A 15,281-nucleotide genomic window follows, 5' to 3' on the forward strand; every position below is an offset into this window, starting at 1 on the left:
GTATACCATGTAACCTGACGGGCGACCACGACTCCGAATCAAAACTTCTTTAATGGAAACGCTATCTTTGCAATCTATTTCACTTAGAGGCCTCATTCGTGAAGTTACAGGGGGACTATGCTATACTCAGAAGTGATGAATTTGAAATTGAGAAGATAACCTGAGCCGGCTGAACGGGGAGAAACGGTCCCGTCCGGCTATTTTGTTTCTGGCTAGGGAAACTGCATTGAGGGAGAGCTTAACAACATGAAAATGATCGTTGGTTTAGGGAACATTGGACCACAATATAATGAAACACGGCACAATACGGGCTTTATGGTCGTCGACGCCTTTGCTCAAAAGCATGGGATCGATTTGACCACGCGTAAACTGGATGCCCGTTATGGAACCGGGATGGTTAACGGTGAAAAGGTGTTGGTGGTTAAGCCAACGACCTTCATGAATGAATCCGGTCGCGCTGTCCACCCCCTGATGAACTACTTTAAGATTGATTTGGATGACATCATGGTGGTTCATGATGATATGGACCTGCCCCTGGGCCGCATCCGCTTACGGGACCACGGTTCAGCTGGCGGTCACAACGGAATCAAGAGCATCATCGCCCACGTTTCCAGCCAAGACTTCAAGCGCATCAAGGTCGGCATTGCCCACCCACAACAACACACGGTGGTCGATTACGTTTTAGGCAAATTTACAACTGAACAAGCACCACTGTTCAACCAAGCCAAGGACAACGCGGTCGCTGCTTTAGAGGACTGGGTAGCTGGCAGTGAATTCCCGAAATTGATGAATCAGTATAACTAAGCAACTCTAGGCAACGTCGCGTTGAGCCCATAGCTGGCGACCCTTCGGCTAGTACTGTGCGCATGGGTAACTGTGATAATAGCTATCAAGGTGGGTTATTTATACGGGTACCGAATGCACAGTGCTAAGTGTTGACTTACAGTGCAATTGGGTTAGTTATGACATAAAGAAGAACATTTATCGTGGTTTGACGATGGATTGACCACATACTTTATGGCAATCCTTATGCCTTGGTGGATGATTGCTGACGGTTTCTAGCGTAAACGTAGTCGAAGATGGTCAGGTACGGAGCCCCGTGTCGGTGTTCTTAGGCCGGTGATTTGCCGGCCTTAGAACACTGGCCGCATCTTGAAACTCGGTTTTTGAGGTTCAAGATCGCCCTGAAGACCGTTTCTCAGGCTTCAGGTCTGCCTCACCGGGCGGAGTACCTGACCATCGAAGGCGGCTGTTGCGTGCTTAGAAACATTTCAACTAAGAATAGGAAGTTATCGCGTGAATTTAGAAGGATTTATGACGCAGACGGCGGGGTATCAAACGATTCGCCAAACGTTAGCGCCCGGTCAACGTCAGTTGGTAACGGGGCTCAACGGCTCAGCGGAGACGCTATTCATTGCCAGTCTGCTCCACGAACAACAGCGATCCCTGATCTACGTCACGGATACGCTCTACCATGCTGGACAACTCGTCGACGACCTAGCGAACCTGCTGGCCGATGACGAGCTCTTTGAGTTTCCAGTGGAAGAATTATTGGCGGCCGAGGTCGCGACCAGTTCGCCCGAATATCGTTCGGCGCGAATCGACGCGCTACGGGCCTTGCAGAGCGAACGGCCGGTCGTCATCGTGACGGCCTTGTCAGGGCTGCGCCGGTTCCTACCCGCACCGGACAACTTTGCGGCGGCCCGGTTTACCGTTAAGGTCGGGGATGATTTCGACCTGGAAGACCTGCAGCAACGATTATTTGCTATGGGCTACGCGCACCAGAAATTGGTAGCGGGACCCGGCGACTTCGCCGTGCGGGGGTCCATCGTGGATATTTATCCGTTAGCGGCGGATTACCCGGTTCGGCTAGACTTTTTTGACACGGAAATTGATTCCTTACGTTACTTTGACCCGGCCACGCAACGGAGTATTGAAAATGTTGACCAGGTAGAGGTCTTGCCTGCAACCGACTTTATTTTAACGGCTGCTGAGCGGACAGCCGGGGCTGCGGCACTGACCACCGAATTGGCAAAGCAGGTCGCCAAGTTGGATGCTGATGCGACGACCACGTTGAACGACCAGGTACAGCCCTTGATCGATGGCCTGAAGAAGGGGTCGGTCGATCCACAATTAATGGAGTTTGCTGACTATTTGTTCCCAGAACATCACCAGTTGCTGGACTATTTGCCAGCTAACGGGGTGGCATTGTTCGGGGACTATTCGCGTCTGCAGGATGCGGAACGGCAACTGCTGGAGGACGAAGCGAACTGGGCAACCGATAAACTCGCCCATCACCAAATCTTTACACAGCAGGTCTTTGGCGGCGAGTTACGGCCCATTGTCAAGAATGATGCCCACGCACAGATCATGTTGGCACTATTTCAAAAAGGGATGGGCAGTCTGCGATTCCAGGCCGTGACGAACGTGGCGACGCGGGCCATGCAACAGTTTTTCAGTCAAATGCCCGTGATGAAAACGGAGATCGACCGGTGGCACAAGCAAAAACAGACCATTGTCTTGCTGGTTCAAGATGAAGAGCGGCTAGCTAAGATCGAACAGACGTTGGACGACTTTGAAATCAAGGTTGTCATGACCAAGTCGGCCAATTTGCAGGCGGAATTGACGCAGTTAGTGCCTGAACGCCTCCGGACAGGGTTTGAGTTACCTGAAGCGTCGCTAGTCGTCATCACCGAAGCCGAAATGTTCCAGAAGGTCACTAAGAAACGGCCACGGCGCCAAACCATGGCCAATGCCGAGCGGTTGAAGAGCTATACCGATCTGAAGCCCGGTGACTACGTGGTCCACGTGAACCATGGTATCGGGAAGTTTATCGGGATGCAGACGCTGACCGTCGATGGGGTCCACCAGGATTACATGACCATCGACTATCAGGACAACGCGCAACTCTTTATCCCGGTAACGCAATTGAATCTGATTCAGAAGTACGTGTCGTCCGAGGACAAGAAGCCGCGGATCAACAAGTTAGGTGGGTCCGAGTGGGCCAAGACCAAGAGTAAGGTCGCTGCCAAAATTGAAGACATCGCCGATGAATTGGTTGATCTCTACGCCAAACGGGCTGCTGAGAAGGGCTTTGCCTTTCCGGTAGATGACAGCTTACAGACGGACTTTGAGAACGACTTTCCGTATGCCGAGACGCCAGACCAGTTGCGAACAATCGATGAAGTCAAGCATGACATGGAAAAGCCGCGGCCGATGGACCGACTGCTGGTTGGTGACGTGGGTTACGGGAAGACCGAAGTGGCCTTGCGGGCGGCCTTTAAGGCGGTTGAAGCGGGCAAGCAAGTGGCCTTCCTGGTGCCAACGACCATTTTGGCGCAGCAACACTATGACACCATGATCAACCGGTTTGAAGGTTATCCCATCAACGTCGAAATGTTCTCGCGGTTCCGGACGACTAAGCAGATCCATCAGTCCATTAAGGACCTGGAGAGCGGTCAACTGGACATCGTGGTGGGAACCCACCGGCTGTTATCCCAAGATGTGAAGTTTAAGAACCTTGGTTTAGTCTTAGTTGATGAGGAACAGCGGTTTGGGGTCAAACATAAGGAACGGTTGAAGCAACTAAAGGCTAACGTCGATGTGTTGACCTTGACGGCAACGCCAATTCCACGGACACTGCACATGTCGATGCTTGGCGTGCGGGATCTCTCCGTGATCGAAACGCCACCAGCTAACCGGTTCCCGATTCAGACCTATGTGATGGAACAAAACGCTGGCGCCATTCAAGACGGGATTCGTCGAGAAATGCAACGGGGCGGTCAGGTCTTTTACCTGCACAACCGGGTCGGCGATATTGAAAAAACGGTTAGTCAGATTCAGGCGTTGGTTCCTGAGGCGCGGGTCGGCTATATTCATGGTAAAATGACGGAAGCCCAGCTCGAAGGGGTCTTATTTGACTTCTTGCGCGGGGACTACGATGTCCTGGTTACCACGACCATCATTGAAACTGGGATCGACATTCCGAATGCCAACACGTTGTTTGTGGAAAATGCCGACCGGATGGGGCTGTCACAGTTGTATCAACTGCGGGGCCGTATCGGGCGGAGTAACCGGGTCGCTTACGCTTACTTCACGTACAAGCCGAACAAGGTGCTGACTGAGGTTAGTGAGAAGCGCTTGGAAGCCATCAAGGACTTCACCGAGCTGGGGTCCGGCTTTAAGATTGCCATGCGGGACTTATCCATTCGGGGAGCTGGTAATTTGCTGGGCAAACAGCAACACGGGTTCATCAATTCCGTGGGGTATGATCTCTATACGCAAATGTTGAGTGAAGCAGTCGCTAAGAAGCGGGGGAAGCACACGCAGCCAAAGACGGACACGACTGTCGAATTGGGTGTAGAAGCATATCTGCCAAGTGACTATATTGAAGATGAACAACAAAAGATTGAAATGTACAAACGAATTCGCCAATTGGAAAATGACGATGAGGTTAGTGAGATTCAAGCAGACTTGATCGACCGGTTCGGGGAGTACCCGGATGCAGTCAGTCAGCTGTTGACGATTGGTCAGTTGAAGTTAGCGGCAGATTTGGCGTTAGTCGATAAGATTCGCCGGGTCAACGGGGATGTCTTCGTCACGATTTCTAAGCGGGGGACGAATATCCTTGGCGGCGAGGATGTCTTCAAGGCCTTAGCCGCAACCAAGTTAAAGGCGACCGTGGGGATCAATGACGATCGGTTACACGTGAAGTTGGTCCTCCAACCGAACATGACGGTCAACGATTGGTTGCCACAGGTCCAACAGTTCATGGCGGCCCTCAGAGACATTGTAGAAGTCACCACGAAGCCTAAGGATGATGCGCCAACGGCTGAAGATTAAGGAGGGCGCCCATGGGCAACCGCAACGTGAATAAGACCTTGCAAGGGGCCCTGATTCTCTCGGTGGCGGCGTTTATTGCCAAGTTACTGAGTGCGGTCTACCGGGTGCCCTTTCAAAACATGGTCGGCAACACCGGATTTTATGTCTATCAACAGGTCTATCCGCTGTACGGGATCGGGATGACCTTTGCCCTCAGTGGCTTGCCTGTGTTTATTTCTAAGCTGATTGCCGAAGCCCCGGATTTGCCAAGTCAACAGCAGGTCGCCCGCCAGATCTATCGGTGGGTCTGGGGACTTGCGTTAGTGATTTTTGGTGGCCTGATGTTGGGTGCAGATGTGCTAGCTCGGGGAATGGGCGACCGGCAGTTGGCCCCATTGATTCAGATGGTGGCGTGGATGTTTCTGTTCATGCCCGACCTGTCTGTGAGTCGGGGGTACCATCAAGGCCAATTTCAAATGTTACCAACTGCGCGTTCCCAAGTCGTTGAGCAGTTGGTCCGTGTGGTCGTTATTTTGGTGGCGGCCGCTTGGGCGACCCAGCACCAGTGGTCGGTCTACCGAATGGGGACCTGGGCGCTGAGTGGCGGGACGATTGCTGCGGTGGCGGCACTCGTTGTGTTACCTGGTTGGCGTCAAAGATCAGTGACGACGGGGAAAAATGTTGCGCATGTGGGTCGGCGGTTACTGATCGAAGGTGGGACATTGTGCCTGCTGACGGCGATGATGGTGCTGCTCCAACTCGTGGATTCATTTACGGTGAAAAACGGGTTGGTGGCGAGTGGTATGGGCGACCTAGCGGCGAAAAGCTTAAAGGGGGTCTATGACCGTGCTCAGCCACTGGTCCAGTTGGGCTTAGTGGTGGCGGTGGCCTTTGCCACGTCACTCCTGCCGGCGTTGGCCGAAGCGCAACACCAACACCGGCCCAAAGCCTTCAAGCAACTGACGACGACCATGATGCACATTGCGTTGGTGATTGCCACGGCGGCCGCCGCTGGACTGATCAGTCTGATGCCGTGGATCAATCGCTTGTTGTTTGGTGATGAGCAGGGGTCGGGGATGCTGGGCGTCTACATGCTGAGCATTATCTTGGCCACCTTGATTCAAACGTATAATAGCGTGCTTCAGAGTAAAAATGCGTACCGACTGACGGTGGTGGCGCTGACGGTCGGTCTGCTGGTCAAGGCCGTCGTTAACCACTGGGCTGTACGCAGTTTTGGAGCCAGTGGAGCGAGCTGGCTGACGGTACTGAGCCTAGTGGTGATGTTTCTCGTCATCTGGTATGGCTCTCCCAATGAGTTACGTGCCGGGATTTGGTCGCGACCGTTTATCCGTAAGCTTCTCGGCTGTACCATCTTAATGGTTGCGGGGGTACGGTTTACGGCCATGCTTCTGGCATTCTGGTGGCCGGCGATCATGACCAGCAGACTAGCAGCTGGGGGTGCACTACTGGTCACAATTCCAGTGGGCGGATTGCTGTTCTTGGGGTTAGCCTTGAGTTGGCAACTCCTGACGGTACGGGAGTGGTTAGCGGTGCCCCACGCCAAAGCGGTCTTACGCTTATGGCAAAAAATAAGTCAACACGGAGGAAAATAATATGCGATTAGATAAATATTTAAAAGTTTCACGGATCATTAAACGCCGCTCAGTAGCCAAAGAAATTGCGGACAAGGGACGGATCGAAATTAACGGGAAGGTTGCCAAGTCATCAACGGATGTGGCAACAAATGATGAACTGGTTATTAAGTTTGGTAACAAAACATTAACGGTCAAAGTTAATGTTTTGCTGGAAACCACGAAGAAGGATGATGCGGAGCGGATGTACACCATCGTCAAAGAGGAATACGCTCAGGATTTTCGGCAAGAATAACGCCCCAAATATGACGAATGTTTTACAATGTACTTAACTGTCTGGACGTACAATTTGAAACTTGCTATACTCAAGTTAAATTATCTGGTGAAAACTGAGGAGTGAGTGGGATGGCTGATACGCAGCCGAAACCGGCAAAAATTGAACAGCTTGACAATGACTATACGCGACGCTTGAATCGGCAGCACGCCGCAACCCACCGAACAGGGTGGTTGCGTCACCGCCGGATTCGTCGGGCATTGCGTATTGGGGCTGTTTTTGCTGTTTTTGCGATCATCCTCGGAATTCAGCTGGTCCGCACTAATGCGAGCCTACACACGGTCAACCAACAGGTGGCTACGAGTGAACGGCAGCTGAAGCAGACCAAAGCAGATAGCCAGGACCTTAAATTACAAATCAAACAGTTAAACAACAAGGATTACTTGGGACAGTTGATTCGGTCAAAGTACTATTATTCTAAGTCCGATGAAACTATTTATAGTTTGCCGGGGGACCATGCGAACGATGTGACGGCCAAGTAAGTGTAATGAGCGATTTCGGGTAGTTTATCCGGAGTCGCTTTTTTTACGCACTAGTTGTAGAAAATTAGGATTGCTTAAATTGTTCGCGCTGCGGCTACCGGGAATTCTATCTGCTGTGGGGACGCTCTTGCCTATGGACCGGTCTTTTGACTCGTTTTTAAGCCGCGAAGAATGCGGGTCTCAAAAGTTGCCCGGGGCTAATACCACCGCCACGGCTGACCCCATTCCTGGCCTCCTCTGTAGAACTAGGCGTATACTAATCAGTGGTTGGTTAAAGCACGACGTGGACTGGCGGGGTATGAGTAGCTGTCAATGCAGACCAGACTTTTGTTGCAAGTCGCCATTAGAACGGGTTATTAAAATACTATTAACGCTTTCTGAAAATAGCGAGACGTTTTAAGGTGTTAACGAAAGGCTTCTGAAAATCAAGGAGTCAGGTAGAAAGTTAATCTAACAGGCTTTAACCACGGTCAAAAAAGTTGTTCGGAGCATGCTGTTTTTGACTTTAGTCGTTTGGGATTGGTTAAAATTGTGTTATACTGAAAGCACTTATTTTAAGGAGGAACTTCTTGTTTATGGCAATCGAGGTTGGAGCTAAAGTTTCCGGAAAGGTCTCCGGAATTACGAACTTTGGTGCATTTGTTGATTTAGGTGACCACAAGACCGGTTTGGTCCACATTAGTGAAATTTCTGACGGGTACGTGAAGGACATCCACGACGTTTTATCCGTTGGTGATGAAGTAACGGTTAAAGTCTTGACCGTTGGCAATGACGGTAAGATTGGGTTATCCATTCGGAAAGCCACCGATCATCCGGCATCAGAACGGCCACATAGCCACAACGAACATCGGGACAACAACCGTGAGGGTAACAATCATGGTGGGAGTCGCGATTTCCACGGTAACGGTGGCAATCATAATAGTGGCGAGAATCATGGCGGTCACGGCCGGCGGTTTGAAGGCAATGGTGGTAATAATGGGCCACGGCCACACCGGAGTTCAGCGAATGGTCGTTTCTCTGGCCATCACGCAGCCAAACATGAAGAAAGTTTTGACGACTTGATGTCAGGGTTCTTGAAGCAAAGTGAGGACCGCTTGGCAACGATTAAACGTAACACTGAAGGTAAACGTGGCGGCCGTGGTGGCCGGCGCAGTTAGTCGAGCGACTAGCACCCGAAGTTAAAAGGACCGCACTTGTTGCGGCCCTTTTTCATATCAGGTGATTGGAGGGGAAGCAACGTGTCACTAGAGACCGAATTTCGGCGCAACTGTCGACGCTACGGGTGGAACGATCCGCAGCAACGGGGACTCGTTGCCGTCTCGACCGGTGTTGACTCTATGGTGCTGCTGGCGTTGTTTTGTCAGCTACCAGTGGCGGAGCGGCCACAATTGACCGTTGTCCACGTCAATCACCAGTTACGTGAGCAGAGTAAAATAGAGGCTGCCTTCCTGAAACGGTGGTGTCGTGACCACCAGTTGCCGCTGGTCACGACGGTCTGGCCACGTGATCAGCAGCCAGACCATGGAACGGAGGCTGCCGCGCGAAAGTTCCGTTATGATTTCTTCGCACGGCAACTCAAGGAACAGCCTGCCGACTGGGTAGCAACGGCCCACCAAGCCGATGAGCAGGCCGAAACAATCCTGCTTAAGCTGATTCGTGGGGGGCAGTTGTCTCAGTTAACCGGAATGGCGCCGCAACGGCCGCTGGGGAGGGGGCGAGTGATTCACCCGTTATTGCCATTTACCAAGCAAGCGTTGCGGGCATATGCCGTTGCCCATCAGATTCCTTGGTATGAAGATGCGACGAATCAGGAATTGATTGCCAGTCGCAATCGGGTGCGTCACGAGCTCTTACCGGCACTACGTAGGGAAAATCCACAGGTCGACCAGCATTTGCGGGATTACGCCCGGCAGTTACAGGCAACGCTGACGGTGGCCGACCAAGCGCTAGATGACCGGTTGACCCAGATCGTTAGTCAGCGTGATCCCGTGACGGGGGATGTTCAGCGATTACTAGCACGTCCAGCGGCTGAACAACAACTTTTGTTGGCTCGGTTAATTAAGCAAACAGCGCCAGCGATGACGGCGAGTGCGTCCCATTTAACGGCTTGCTTACGGTTGTTAAAGAGCCGTGAACACCCGACGGGAACGGTTGCGTTTGGCCAGGGGTGGCAATTAACGAAACGCTATGGCAGATTTCGGTTCTGGCAACCAAAAATTTTCGTAGAAAAATCCGTGGAACATTTTAGTTTTATGGTAGACTTGAACCAATGGCGACCGGTCGGTAATGGTTGGCAACTCGGCCTTTTCTCGACGGATACTGGAACAGAATATTCTGAGCACGAGACGATTGCTCTGACGGCGGCGCAACTTCCTTTAGTGGTTCGTTCACCTAGAGCAACGGATCGCTTACGATTGGCTGATGGCCATCATCAAGCGGTTCGGCGAGTCCTGATCAACGCGAAGGTCCCCCGGGAACAGCGCGCACAGACACCCGTACTGGTCACGGCGCAGGACGATGTTCTAGCAGTCTTAGGCGTGAAATGGTCCGTTTGGCCACCGCGGTCGCACACAAAAAACTATCACATTGTCTTGAAGTATGAATAGGCGAAAGGGGAACAGCATGAATAACGATATTTTGAAGGTCCTTTATAGTGAGGAAGACATTGCCGCAGCCTGCAAACGTTTAGGGACACAACTCGCGGAGGACTACAAGGACAAGACGCCTTTAATTATTTGTGTCTTGAAGGGTGCCATCTTGTTTATGACCGACGTCATCCGTGATATGGACATCTATGCCACGATTGACTTCATCGATGTCTCTAGCTACAACGGGGGCACGGAGTCTTCTGGGACCATCCGGTTGTTAAAGGATTTGGACACGGACGTTTCAGGGCGTGACATTTTGTTAGTTGAAGATATCATCGACACTGGCCGGACATTGAAGTACCTGGAAGACCTCTTGAAGGACCGGAACGCCAAGTCCATCAAGGTCTGCACGTTAATGGACAAACCTAGTGGCCGCGTGGTTGAAGCCAAGGCCGATTACGTTGGGTTTAACGTTCCTAGTGAGTTCGTGGTTGGGTACGGTCTAGACTACGAAGAAAAATATCGGAATCTCCCGTACGTTGGTGTTTTGAAGCCATCCGTTTATTCAGATAAATAATTAGTCAATGATAGTCAATTGTGATAACATCTTATTTAGTTAAAGGGCATAAGCTCTAAAATTTGTTCCTATCTTAATGCTGGGAACTGTGAGTAAGGAGGCACGACATTGAATAATCGACGAAATGGACTGTTCCGCAATAGTCTATTTTACATTGTGATCTTCTTGTTGATCATTGGCGTTGTTTACCTGTTTAATGGGAACAACACCAGCTCACAATCCCAAGAAATCCAATCGAGCGAGTTCGTTAAGGACTTGAATTCGAATAAGGTCAAGAACTTCTCCATTCAACCTTCCGGGGGAGTTTACAAGATTACCGGGGAATACCGGAACGCCCAGAAACGGACGACCAACACCGGTTTTAGTCTCGGCGGCTCACAGAGTACCGCAGTGACCACCTTTACGACTCAGGTCTTGACGAATAACTCGACGGTTTCCGAGATTGCGCAGACTGCCAAGGACCACAACGTAAAGATGAATACCAAGGCGGAAGAGTCAAGCGGCTTCTGGATTAACTTGTTAGTCTACGTAGCACCGCTGGTTATTTTCTTCTTCTTCTTCTACATGATGATGGGTCAAGCTGGCCAAGGTGGCGGCAATGGCCGTGTCATGAACTTTGGGAAGAGTAAAGCCAAGCCGGCTGATAGCAAAGAGAACAAGGTTCGTTTTGCTGACGTCGCTGGTGAAGAGGAGGAAAAGCAAGAACTTGTCGAAGTTGTTGAGTTCTTGAAGAATCCGCGTAAGTTTGTTTCTTTGGGCGCCCGGATACCATCTGGGGTCTTACTGGAGGGCCCACCTGGTACTGGTAAAACATTACTGGCTAAGGCCGTTGCTGGTGAGGCCGCAGTCCCATTCTTCTCGATTTCTGGTTCAGATTTCGTAGAAATGTTTGTGGGTGTTGGGGCTAGCCGTGTTCGGGATCTGTTTGATCAGGCCAAGAAGGCCGCACCATCGATCATCTTCATTGATGAAATTGATGCGGTTGGTCGTCAACGGGGTGCCGGCATGGGTGGTGGCCATGATGAACGTGAACAAACGTTGAACCAATTATTGGTTGAAATGGACGGGTTTACGGGGAGTGAAGGCGTCATTGTGATGGCTGCCACTAACCGTTCCGACGTTTTGGATCCCGCTTTACTGCGGCCAGGTCGGTTTGACCGGAAGATCTTAGTTGGTCGTCCGGACGTTAAGGGTCGTGAAGCGATTCTGAAGGTTCACGCCAAGAATAAGCCATTAGCCAATGACGTTGATTTAAAGGAAATTTCTAAGCAAACACCTGGTTTTGTGGGTGCTGATTTGGAAAACCTTTTGAACGAAGCTGCCCTCTTAGCTGCACGGCGGAACAAGACGCAGATCGACGCTTCTGATTTGGATGAAGCCGAAGACCGGGTCATTGCTGGACCAGCTAAGAAGGACCGGGTCATCAGTCCGCAAGAGCGGAAGACCGTGGCGTACCATGAAGCGGGTCACACCATCGTTGGTTTAGTGCTAAACGATGCGCGAGTCGTCCACAAGGTCACCATTGTCCCTCGTGGTCGTGCCGGTGGGTACGCAATTATGTTGCCACGTGAAGACCAGATGCTGATGTCCAAGAAGGATGCCATGGAACAGATTGCTGGTTTAATGGGTGGTCGGACTGCTGAAGAGTTAATCTTCCATTCTGAATCATCCGGAGCCTCCAATGACTTTGAGCAGGCAACGCAAATTGCCCGTTCCATGGTGACCCAGTATGGGATGAGTGATGCGTTAGGCACTGTTGCACTGGAAAGTGCTGGCGGCCAACCATTTGCTGGGGCCGGTTATCCGGGTCAGCCAACTTACTCTGAACACACCGCTAACTTAATTGATAGTGAAGTTCGTCGAATCATCGGGGAAGCGCACGATACTGCCCGGAAGATTCTCGAAGAACACAAAGCGGAACACAAGATTATCGCGGAAGCCTTATTGAAATACGAAACGCTGGACGAAAAGCAGATCCTCAGCTTGTTTAACACTGGGAAGATGCCTGAAAAGGACAGCAACGCCGAATTTCCGAGTGAAAAGGCCGCAACGTTTGAAGAATCCAAGCGTGAACTCGAACGGCGCGAAGCCGAACGCCAAGCTTCTACGGAAGCCAAGCTCGCTTCGTCAGCTGCTAGCAATTCAGCCACTGAAGCTGAATCCGCAACGAGTTCTGCAGCAGATGATGCAGACAGTTCAGCCGATTCAAATGAGTCGTCCGATGCAAATGATAATAATTCGAGTGATTCTGAATAGGTTACTGAAAGGGTGTAAGATGTTAATCTTGCCCCTTTTTTGTTTGGGTCAATATGACAAAGGAGTCATGACTCGCGGTTTTGACAGCTAAATTCGAGTGATGTGACTGATATTTTCAAGTAACAGTATTTGCAAATGGACCGGTTTCTGGTAAGGTAAGGCATGACTAACGTAACGAAAGGACTTATTTTATAATGGCAGATTATTTAGTAAAAAGTTTGATTGATGACGGCATGTTTCGGGCCTACGTGGTGGACGCTACGGATACGGTCGCAGAAGCCCAACGGCGTCACGATACCTGGAGTTCGGCCACCGCAGCACTTGGTCGGACATTGATTGGCACCATGTTGCTTTCGACCTCTCTATTGAAGGGAAAGGAAAAGCTGACGGTCAAGGTCAATGGACACGGACCAGTTGGGGCCATTGTGGTCGATGGTAATGCAGATGGTACAGTTAAGGGCTATCTTCAATACCCACACATCAGCTTACCGTTGAATGAAAAGCACAAGATTGATGTGAAAAAGGCCGTCGGGGTCAACGGGATGATGACGGTTACCAAGGATCAAGGCTTAGGCCAACCTTACACGGGACAGGTACCGTTAATATCTGGTGAATTGGGCGAAGATTTCACGTATTATTTAGCCAAATCGGAACAGATTCCGAGCTCGGTAGGCGTTTCCGTTTTTGTTCAGCCTAATAACACCGTCAAAGTCGCTGGTGGATTCATGATTCAAGTGATGCCGGGAGCAACGGATGAAGCAATTGCCCGCTTGGAACAACGGATCAAGGAAATGCCAATGGTTTCCGAACTCCTCTTAGATGGGCAGACACCAGAAGACATCTTGAAATTGCTGTTTAAGGATGAAAAGGTCAAAATTTTACAGAAGATGCCGGTCGCCTTTAAGTGTGACTGCTCAAAGGACCGGTTCGCCAAGTCATTAGCAGCTATCCAACCGAAAGCGATTCAGGAAATGATCGATGAGGATCATGGTGCGGAAGCCGTTTGCCATTTCTGCGGCAACAAGTATCAATTCTCAGAAGCTGACCTACGTGACATCCTCGCGCGGGCCCAAGCTAAGTAGGGGGTAACCACATGACCTGGAAAATTGGCGATGTTGAGATTCCTAACCGAGTCGTCGTTGCTCCCATGGCGGGGGTGACCAATGTGGCGTTTCGCGTGATCTGCAAGGAATTTGGTGCGGGTCTGGTCGTTTGTGAGATGATTTCGGGTCAGGGCATTCACTACCATAATCAACGAACGCTGGATATGATGACGGTCGCCCCGCAGGAACACCCAATGAGCATTCAGATCTTTGGTGGGACCAAGGAGACGCTGGTGCAGGCTGCCCAGTTCGTTGACCAGCATACGCCAGCGGATATTATCGATATCAACATGGGATGTCCAGTTAATAAGGTCGTGAATACGGATGCCGGTGCCAAATGGCTATTGGATCCGGATAAGGTCTATGATATGGTGGCGGCTGTGGTTGCTAGCGTGAACAAACCGGTCACCGTGAAGATGCGCACTGGTTGGGATGACCAGCATGTGTTTGCCGTTGAGAACGCCTTGGCCGCCGAACGGGCTGGAGCGAGTGCCATTGCTATGCATGGACGGACCCGTAAGCAGATGTATCAAGGCCACGCCGACTGGAATATTCTTCACGATGTTGCCCAACACTTAACGATTCCGTTTATGGGGAACGGGGACGTCCGCACACCGCAAGATGCTAAGCGTATGTTGGATGAAGTAGGTGCCGATGCGGTGATGATCGGTCGTGCCGTAATGGGTAATCCATGGTTATTACAACGCATTAACCGATATCTGGCGACAGGTGAGCTATTACCAGAACCAACGGCGGCGGAAAAGGTGACCATTGCGAAGGAACATCTCCATCAGCTCTGTACGGCTAAGGGTGCGGTTGAAGGTCCTCGTGATTTCCGCAACCAAGTGGCGTACTATCTAAAGGGAATCCCCCACACTGCCCGGACGAAGGTGGCATTGACCGATGCGACCGATGAAACCGTCATGGTCGACATTTTGAATAACTTCTTGGCTAAACGAAATGCCCACAGCCGGGACACACCAATTCGCCGCTTCTCCAATACACAGTAAAGTAAATAGATCGTCAACGCGTGGTTTGCTGGGAAGGACGCTTCTTCTCCCGGTAAGAACCACGTTTTTTTTATGATGTTAGTTGAATTATGGACGGCTGAATAATAATGTAGGCAGTTGTTAGCTTAGGAGGAGGGGAGGATGAAAATGGTTGGGATGGTTTTGCTGTGGCAAGGCGGCAACTAGGGTAACTGTGGCTGAATGACTTGTAGCTTTGGCGGTAAGCTGGCTTATTTTGATTTTTTTGATGAATTCTCTTGACCTTGTTGAGGAAAATTGATAAGATATTATCTGTTGTCATCAAGCCAACTTGGATGCATAAAAATTAGATTTATGGATAGCCATACAAATTGAAATTTATGCTTGACGAGCTAAACAGCAACTGATACAATGGTTTATGTTGTCTGCTACCGACATCAACGAAATTGATTGCTTTCTGAATATTGAATATATATTCAAAATAAATTAAAAAAGTTGTTGACAAGGTTTTGACGACATGATATACTTTAAAAGTTGTC

The 15,281-nt window shown here is 50.5% G+C and carries 11 protein-coding genes; all 11 read left to right on the forward strand.

The window, feature by feature from the left end; all coding sequences use genetic code 11:
- Positions 1-246: 246 nt before the first annotated feature.
- The 11 genes from pth to dusB all read left to right on the forward strand — a co-directional run bounded on the left by pth (position 247) and on the right by dusB (position 14,763).
- The gene (pth, locus tag FC99_RS10460; RefSeq protein ID WP_048732547.1) at positions 247-804 is read left to right on the forward strand and encodes an aminoacyl-tRNA hydrolase; all 558 of its coding nucleotides are present in this window, start codon (positions 247-249) and stop codon (positions 802-804) included.
- 492 nt (positions 805-1,296) lie between these two features.
- On the forward strand, positions 1,297-4,842 hold the full coding sequence (gene mfd, locus FC99_RS10465; protein WP_048732545.1) for a transcription-repair coupling factor: 3,546 nt from the start codon (positions 1,297-1,299) through the stop codon (positions 4,840-4,842).
- Positions 4,843-4,853: 11 nt separating this feature from the next.
- Positions 4,854-6,434, forward strand: a complete 1,581-nt coding sequence (locus tag FC99_RS10470; RefSeq protein ID WP_048732543.1) for a polysaccharide biosynthesis protein — start codon at positions 4,854-4,856, stop codon at positions 6,432-6,434.
- A gap of 1 nt (position 6,435) precedes the next feature.
- A complete protein-coding gene (locus FC99_RS10475; RefSeq protein ID WP_048732541.1) occupies positions 6,436-6,708 on the forward strand; it encodes an RNA-binding S4 domain-containing protein in 273 nt (90 codons plus the stop codon).
- A gap of 110 nt (positions 6,709-6,818) precedes the next feature.
- Positions 6,819-7,229, forward strand: coding sequence for an FtsB family cell division protein (locus tag FC99_RS10480; RefSeq protein WP_048732539.1), 411 nt, complete (start codon positions 6,819-6,821; stop codon positions 7,227-7,229).
- 575 nt (positions 7,230-7,804) lie between these two features.
- Positions 7,805-8,386, forward strand: coding sequence for a S1 domain-containing RNA-binding protein (locus FC99_RS10485; protein WP_048732537.1), 582 nt, complete (start codon positions 7,805-7,807; stop codon positions 8,384-8,386).
- 81 nt (positions 8,387-8,467) lie between these two features.
- Complete coding sequence (gene tilS, locus FC99_RS10490; protein WP_048732534.1) at positions 8,468-9,835, forward strand: tRNA lysidine(34) synthetase TilS; 1,368 nt, start codon at positions 8,468-8,470, stop codon at positions 9,833-9,835.
- A gap of 16 nt (positions 9,836-9,851) precedes the next feature.
- The gene (gene hpt, locus FC99_RS10495) at positions 9,852-10,394 is read left to right on the forward strand and encodes a hypoxanthine phosphoribosyltransferase (protein ID WP_048732533.1); all 543 of its coding nucleotides are present in this window, start codon (positions 9,852-9,854) and stop codon (positions 10,392-10,394) included.
- 108 nt (positions 10,395-10,502) lie between these two features.
- Complete coding sequence (gene ftsH / locus FC99_RS10500) at positions 10,503-12,650, forward strand: ATP-dependent zinc metalloprotease FtsH (protein WP_048732530.1); 2,148 nt, start codon at positions 10,503-10,505, stop codon at positions 12,648-12,650.
- A 194-nt stretch (positions 12,651-12,844) separates the two neighbouring features.
- The gene (gene hslO / locus FC99_RS10505) at positions 12,845-13,732 is read left to right on the forward strand and encodes an Hsp33 family molecular chaperone HslO (protein ID WP_048732528.1); all 888 of its coding nucleotides are present in this window, start codon (positions 12,845-12,847) and stop codon (positions 13,730-13,732) included.
- An 11-nt stretch (positions 13,733-13,743) separates the two neighbouring features.
- On the forward strand, positions 13,744-14,763 hold the full coding sequence (dusB, locus tag FC99_RS10510) for a tRNA dihydrouridine synthase DusB (protein WP_048732526.1): 1,020 nt from the start codon (positions 13,744-13,746) through the stop codon (positions 14,761-14,763).
- Positions 14,764-15,281 lie beyond the last annotated feature (518 nt).

The organism is Levilactobacillus koreensis JCM 16448 (assembly GCF_001435525.1).
In the GTDB taxonomy this organism is placed as follows: Bacteria; Bacillota; Bacilli; order Lactobacillales; family Lactobacillaceae; genus Levilactobacillus; species Levilactobacillus koreensis.